Raw genomic sequence first — 7875 nt, forward strand, 5'->3', positions numbered from 1 at the left:
TATAAGCACCGTTCAAGATAACTGACTGTATTGGAAGCACAAAAACATTTCATTACATAAATAAAATCTTCCAAATAATTAATACTAACGATAAATGGATGATCAATTTCACCTAGCACTTTACGACTGATTAATTTATTCCATGTATAACCACGCTGCTTATCACACAATTGCTGCTTCAAACATAAATCACCTGATTTTTCAGCAGGCATATGAATATATTCAATGTTGTCTTCATATACCGCCAAATAATCACACACCACTACATCCGCATTATCTTCAATTGCTTTGGTGTACAGCGCTTCAAGCCAGTTGAGTTCAGCCCAGTCGTCGCTATCAAGGTGGATGACATAATCACCCGTCGCTAACTCCATGCCTTGAGCGCGGGTTGCAGCAACCCCCCGATTCTCGCGGCTAATTAAGGTCACCTGCCCTTGCCGCGCGGTGTAACGCGCTATCACTTGCTTGATGATATTCAGGGAGTTATCTTTCGAGCCATCGTCAATAATAATAAATTGCACATCATCGAGGGTTTGTTCCATCAAGCTGATAATGGCGCGCTCGACATATAGCTCAGTGTTATACACCGGTACAATAACAGAAACTTTAGGGGTAAGATTAGACGACATGGTGCTATTCTTCTGGTTATAGGCGGCACAAGGCTTGTTTTAAAAATGCGGTGGCAATTTGCTGTTTTTCAGTTTTTAACTGATTCACTGTCGCAAAATCAATCGGCAAGTTGATTAGCCCATTACTTAACTCAGCCGGGCTAAAAATCAATCGCTGTTCCAGACCAAACATCTTTAAAATGGAAGTAAAGCGGGCCAAGCCACGACCATGGTTGCCGATGGCGATAAAGGGTTTATTAAAGATAATAGAGAACGCTACACCGTGGAATGAGTCAGTCACCACATATTCCGCATCCATAAAACCACGCAGCCATTGAGTGACGGGCGGATAAATCCCATCTTGCTCTGGCATCACAGTAAAAGGTGTTAAGCCCCGCTCCTTGGCGACCGCTTTAATGATCTGCTGCTTGTGTGGTGCTTTATCGAGCACATACACCATCATATTTCCATTATTTTTAGGAATTCTATCTTGCTCAACTAATTTGCAATATACCTCTTTATCCAATAATAATGTTGGGTCTATGACATGTTGTGCATCGACACCAAAATTTTTGTGACAAAGTTCAACGGCCGTATCTTCTCGAACACCAATTGCATCAAATTTTTTTAGTAATTTTCCGTACTCTACCAATTGCTCAGAACTAAACTCATCACAATGATCAACACCAAACGAAGCCGCATAGGCAATGCGTTTAGCTTTATCTTCTTTGCCTAAAAAAGACAAAAAGAAAGCGGACATGCCCGGTGAATAGGCCGGCCGCCATACCTGATCACTGCCTACCACATAAGCGTCAAACTGATACTGCTTGATATAAGCAAACTCTTTGACCGAGTAAATCGCTTGAGTGGTGCGGATATGTTCAGCGGTAAAGCGATTTGTATACTGGCCGATGGTACGTTTTTGTTTATCCGTTACAGGAAATATGCTCTTTAATGGTCGTCGTAGCACATACTTACGAATAACATTGCCTACTATTGTTTTGATACCCCAAAAGCGTAACTTATGACTCCATGGAAAGTCTACAGTCAGTACATCATGGCCACTATTTTTTAAATGGTGCTGCAAAGCAAATGCCTGAAGTAAACCACCGTAGTTATTATGCAAAGGCTGAGTGAGAATCGCAATTTTCATTTTAATATTTTTCGGTCAATTGAGTTATATAGAAGTAAATGGCTATGCATTTTTTATTATCAATGTAGCCATCTCATAAATCATTTAGCTCTTAAGCAATCTTTTCAAAATTCGAATACCATGTTGCCCAAGCAGTTTTTTAGTCAATTGCTTAGTTTTACTGGTATTACTTTGCTCGATACGGTGCATCATGGCCAATGCGTCACTTTCATCTTGACTATTGGTGAATACCTCAAACACCATTGGTTTATCCGTAGGTTGCGCACTAATAAATTGCTGATAGACCTTATCAAACTCTACTTTATTTTTCGCACTTATATACTCAAAACCAAGGTCTTCGACATAATGCTTGACTAACTTGGGCGATTGATTGCCGTAGTGACCGGCGGCAGCTACGAACTCGTCGGCAGCGTAAACAACATAAGCGGCATGATGATTATACTGTCTAAATTCGGTCCCTTTGCCATTATTAACCATCAGGATCCGCACGTTATTACCTACGTGGCGATTACCGATAGCGTTCATGTCATAGAAAAAGGCCAGGTCACCTAATACGGTAAAGTATAAACGCTCAGGATTGACTAATGACGCCCCAATAATGGTCGATAGAATACCATCGATACCAAAGCCACCGACATTTGATGCAGTCCTTACACTTGCAGGAAGATCAAAAAAGTTCCAAGTGCGCAAACTATTCAGGATGCCAAAATGAATTGTTGAGTTTTCTGGTATCTTGGCGGCAAGTTGCTGGGCTAACCAGATATTAGAAAATGGCAATTCAGGTATCTTGCTACGGACTTTGCTCAATATCTGCTGGCAATCATCCAAATAGTAATTCGCTGTGATGGTCGAATTGCGTTGGGCATACCTGCTAAAAAATACATGCTCAGGCATTTCAAAGACATTGATAAGACGGCGGAAGGTATCACGGATTTCACCATCCTCACTCACACGCCACACTTGCTTACCCGCCATCGATAACAGCGGATAATCGCCAGTGATTTCACCAATATGAATCAGTACATCCGGTTTATATACATTGAGCGCCAGCAGCTCTTGCGCTGCAACAAGTGAAAATTGCACACGATATCGACCATGATAACCACTGGTATGGTCACAGAACACCACGGCATGATGAGCAGCACAAAATGCTTCTAACGCGTCGATCTCATGGGGTAACCAGGTCTTATGTGAACCAACCAACACGGCAACCTTGCCTTGCAAAGCAGGCAATTCGTCATGGCTGGTAAAACGCTGCATCACCCGTGGTGTCGGTAATGATTGCGAGGTAAATGGCAGTGAATACGTTGTAGGTAAGTTAATATGCACTGGGCCACCACCATGGCGGGTCAGCTCTAATATGGCCGTGTTTACTTTTACCTCACAGTCCCAATAGTCATCGTTGTCTTTGACGATCGGTAAGGCAACACTGTGCTTGGCTACATCATTTTGAATTACACTACGGTCAATAACCTGAGCTACATGATGACCAACTTTAGAAAATGCCTGCATTGATGTAACTGCTAACACTGGCAATTTACGATAAAAAGCCTCCGTTAAACCCGGCAAATAGTTGCGTGAAGCTGTGGCCCCCGTACAGCTGATCACTACCGGCTGACCGGTTTCAGCTGCAAGGCCGCAGGCCATATATGCAGCAGAACGTTCATCAACTGATGAGTAAACATTAAAAAAAGAATCTTTTTGAATGCTTCCAATAAAAGCGCAGTTTGTAGTACCGGGTGATGCAATCACATTTTTTATTTTGTTTGCTTTTAATAGAGCTATCAAAATAAGAACATTTTTTTCTGTTGTATATAAACTTGTCATGGCAATGCCTTCTACTCACTATATTGATAGATAGCGGCTCAATAAATATCTTATCTTTTGCTTAAAGCTGGGAATTTCTTTAAGTGATGCAACCGAACCACAAGCTTTATCTTTTTGTGCCTCAGCTCTCCAATTAATATGTTTGAATTTAGGGTTGTTTAAGAAACCGCTCAAAGATTGCTGTAAACTAGCCGTAATGTCGGCAAAATCATTTACATTAACGAATGCGTTAATTTTAGTATTGTCAAATTGTCGGTGGAATAGCCTATCATATTTTATTTGATATTTTGCGGGATGGCATTTATAAAAATCATTTACATCTTGCAGTACCACTTTTGGCCGCCACCCAAGATGTTTTTCTAACACATCGAGATAAATTTCTAACACTTCACGCCAAGGTAGATATTGATTAGACGTAATATGATAGGTTTCGGATAACGCCTGTATTTTTCCTATTACAGCGCTAATCCCTTTTGCAACATCAAATCCAAACGTCAGTGTCGTTATTTTATCCATCATCTCTTTAGCGAAGACAATTGGGCGGCCTTGAATTGCACGGTATAGCCAGTCCTCTTTTTCTAGTACGCCGAGCTGCAGACGCTCATCGCTAAATGTGATGTATGGTCGGATAATTGTCCAGTTTTTATAATTTGAAGCTAGTAGTGCATTTTCTTGTCTAGCTTTCGTCAGCGCATATTCATCCGTCGATAGATACTCATCATCAGCTGTCACATCCAATAATCTGGGATGTGATTCTGCAATGGGTTCTAGTGTCGAAGAGTAAACGCGTGCAGAACTTAAAAAAACGTATTGTTGCGTGGATGAAAGTAATAAATTCAGACGTTGGTTAAATGTGTCTGTGTTATAAATCATGAAATCAACGATGACATCCCATGATTGCGCTAATACCGGTTTGATAAATGCCAGGTTATGTGCATCACCTTTCAGATATGTAACATTTTTATTATTGCTGCGCACCTGACGCGAAGTCACTACAACTCGGTTATTTTGGTCAGCACTTAATATATCAATTAAGTGCAAACCCATTGCACCGGTACCGCCTAGTAATAGAATATTCATCAATATCTCACTATCTTTATCTTTTAAGTTTACTTATAACCATGAATTTTACTTTACCGCGCCAATCTTTGCTTAAACCAAAATAATACATGGTAACCGAAGATACAATTACAGTAAATGACATGGTTAAAATTGAATATAGATAACCACTAGGTAGGCAACTTTTTATAAACAGACTGAGAGAAACCGATATAAATATTACCGCCAGTATCGGCATCACAACCAAGCGTAAAAATATATAGGCAGACAATCCAACAAGCCAGCTTACAATGAACAACCGGATGGCAAACATTAATACATTAGCAATTATTGCCGTTATAAATACACTGCTTGCTGGGTAGCCATTAACAAGGAGTGCCCAAGAGACAATGAATATACCGACTTGAATAGTGCCCAATGTCAGTTCATACATTTTCATTTTACCGGGCGCTCTAGCTGCACTGATAATTGGCAAACTAATCGAAATAATCAAAGCCTCAATCAATGCCAGTCGAGTAAACCACACCGCATTTTCTGGTGGCGTTGATAACCACAGTGTTAACACCCCCTCCATTTCAATAAACATCGGCAATGAAAAAATCCACATCAAAAAAAATGTTAGCTTTGACCCATTGTAGATCAACGAGAACATTTCCTCTTTTTCATTCGCTGCATAGGCTTTAATAATCGGCGGGTAAAGCCCGGTATTGAAGGCATTTGAAAACATATTTATTTGTGAGGACACTGTGTTAGCAATCGCCCTTGCCGCCACGACCGCTGGGTTAAAATACTGGTTGAGTAATATAGTAACCGCTTGATTTCGCGCTACGGTCGTTAGCTGACCAAACAGCGACCAACCAGTAAAGCCGTAAATTTCTTTAAGCAGTTTGCTATCCCAATGTATTGTTCTTAGTTGGCACTCAGGATACTTTCTGAAGCAAATGATCAGATACACGCTCATATTAATTAATGAGACAAAGAGCAACAGTAACCCGTATAACTCAAGCTTGTCACTGGGGATGTACACCAACGCAAAAGTGACTGCCAGCTTTAACAGCACCTCACTGATCGACGCATAGGCATAAATTTGCATGTCTTCATGCGCAATAATAATCGCAATAAATGGCGAAGTAAAAATACCGGCAATGAAGGTAAACACTGCATAATGATAAAGAGTAATGGCGGCATCAAGGCGAGTTGGTGGTATATTAAGATATTCCTTAACAAACCAAAAGCCAAACACCTCTAAAGTTATTAATGCAAATAGCGCTACTGAAGCATACAAGACAAGATTTACACTGAACGTTTTATATAATCTGGCCTTATCAGACTGGCCCAACGCAAATGAGAAAAAACGTTGGGTGGCTGACGCCAAGGCACTCGGCAGGAATGAACATAATGCAACCAAACCAGCTACAACATTATAAAGTCCGTATTCTTCAACACCCAAAACATTCAATACTATACGTACAGTATATAAACTGACGAACAAGATGAGCAATTGTCTTAAGTATAGCGCTATGGTATTTTTGAAAATTATTTTTTTCGTCATTACTTATTGACCTATCATCTTGATGATGAATATTAGTTTTATTTTATAGAATGCTTGATTTAGGGAAGGTGCGAATAAGTACCCTATGTGCCAAAACTAAAAAGTTTAGCCATTTAATATCAATAATTTAGAATGGTGTGTTTTTGTGCCAAGTGACTTGTTAGCACCTTCCCTAGTTGAAATGAGGACATTAACGCCCCATGCCAAACAGCACCGTCTTGACCGTCAATAGCAGGATCTTGATATCCAACATCAGGCTTTGATGCTTGATATAGAAGATATCGTATTTATGCTTCCACACGGCATCTTCAATAGATGCGCCGTAGGGGTATTTGACCTGGGCCAGGCCGGTAATGCCGGGCTTGACCGCATGACGGAAGCGATAGTACGGAATAACGGCTTCCAGCTCTTTGATAAATACTTCCCGCTCGGGCCTTGGGCCAACCAGAGACATTTCTCCTTTAAAGACGTTGATCAGTTGTGGCAGTTCATCAATACGGGTCTTGCGAATGAAACGGCCAACACGAGTGACTCGGGCGTCGTTCTTGCTTGCCCATTGAGCACCATTTTTTTCGGCATCGTTTCGCATAGAGCGGAATTTGATGACGTCAAATTCCTGGTTGAACAGGCCAACCCGGGCTTGACGATAAAAGATGGGACCAGGTGATTCCAATTTGATGGCCAGCGCAGCAAGCAAGCCAATGGGAATGGCAACCAGACTGAGCGCAATGGCAGAGACCAGATCCAGCGCACGCTTGACAATGCGATTGGATGGACGGGAGAGGATGGAGAAAGATTTCATGTGCAGGAAGTAGCCGCTGTGCAGCAACGCCACTTCAGTGCGGCCGAAGCGACGGTCCAGATAACTGACCAGCGGTTCAACGTAGGCACCATATTTGGTGGCCAGGACCAGCATTGCGGCCAGTTCATCGGGAAGGTCACCACTCTTGTAATGCACAAGGGTTTTGCCTTTTAGCTGGGACATGTCCGTCACATTGAAATGCAACGTGAACGGATAATCGACTAGCACTCGCTCAATAAGAGCCTTGTCACTATCACTACAATACACATAAAGCTCATCACTTTTCATGTGAACTCGCTTCAGCTCACGTATGAGATGACCAATATCTTGTGAATGAATCTTCTCTGTCAATTTTTCATTCGCTGCGTTCCATAATGCAGCACTGCTGTTGATTTTATTATCCATTTCCCTTTACTCTTTAATTTTAATATTTCGAAAGGCAAATATTTTAATTATTGTGTATGCCTTCCATGCAACCTCATGCAACCTCATGAGCAGTTATTTCGTTATTGCACGTGATCTAAGTATCTGAATGATAATAATGTATTGCAAAAACACATTTTTTGTGCCTTCATTCAAATGTATGTGTCAAACATGTGCCCAACCTAAGGAAGGTGCGAATAAGCGGGGAAATTCTTCTCGGCTGACTCAGTCATTTCATTTCTTCATGTTTGAGCCGATTTTTTCTCCCGTAAATGCCTTGAATCAGCCTATTTAGACCGTTTCTTCGCCATTTAAGGCGTTATCCCCAGTTTTTAGTGAGATCTCTCCCACTGACGTATCATTTGGTCCGCCCGAAACAGGTTGGCCAGCGTGAATAACATCGCCAGTTGGTTATCGTTTTTCAGCAACCCCTTGTATCTGGCTTTCACGA

6 protein-coding genes and 1 pseudogene are annotated in these 7875 nt (G+C 41.4%); all 7 read right to left on the reverse strand.

The window, feature by feature from the left end; all coding sequences use genetic code 11:
- Window positions 1–629 (reverse strand): glycosyltransferase family 2 protein (locus tag C3418_RS21815; RefSeq protein ID WP_146054138.1); only part of this gene is annotated, 629 nt, incomplete at its 3' end.
- Window positions 630–645: 16 nt separating this feature from the next.
- Window positions 646–1761, reverse strand: coding sequence for a polysaccharide pyruvyl transferase family protein (locus tag C3418_RS21820; RefSeq protein ID WP_103859266.1), 1116 nt, complete (start codon window positions 1759–1761; stop codon window positions 646–648).
- An 84-nt stretch (window positions 1762–1845) separates the two neighbouring features.
- A complete protein-coding gene (locus C3418_RS21825) occupies window positions 1846–3588 on the reverse strand; it encodes a thiamine pyrophosphate-binding protein (RefSeq protein WP_103859267.1) in 1743 nt (580 codons plus the stop codon).
- An 18-nt stretch (window positions 3589–3606) separates the two neighbouring features.
- Window positions 3607–4668 carry an NAD-dependent epimerase/dehydratase family protein gene (locus C3418_RS21830; protein ID WP_103859268.1) on the reverse strand — a complete coding sequence of 354 codons (1062 nt, stop codon included), beginning with the start codon at window positions 4666–4668 and terminating at the stop codon, window positions 3607–3609.
- 16 nt (window positions 4669–4684) lie between these two features.
- The gene (locus C3418_RS21835; RefSeq protein WP_103859269.1) at window positions 4685–6199 is read right to left on the reverse strand and encodes an oligosaccharide flippase family protein; all 1515 of its coding nucleotides are present in this window, start codon (window positions 6197–6199) and stop codon (window positions 4685–4687) included.
- Between the two features lie 190 nt (window positions 6200–6389).
- Window positions 6390–7406, reverse strand: a complete 1017-nt coding sequence (locus C3418_RS21840) for an exopolysaccharide biosynthesis polyprenyl glycosylphosphotransferase (protein ID WP_258040160.1) — start codon at window positions 7404–7406, stop codon at window positions 6390–6392.
- Window positions 7407–7756: 350 nt separating this feature from the next.
- Window positions 7757–7875, reverse strand: a pseudogene (locus C3418_RS21850) (IS5/IS1182 family transposase); the annotation flags it as partial.

It is taken from the genome of Aeromonas sp. ASNIH8 (genome assembly GCF_002919855.1).
Lineage (GTDB): Bacteria > Pseudomonadota > Gammaproteobacteria > Enterobacterales > Aeromonadaceae > Aeromonas > Aeromonas caviae.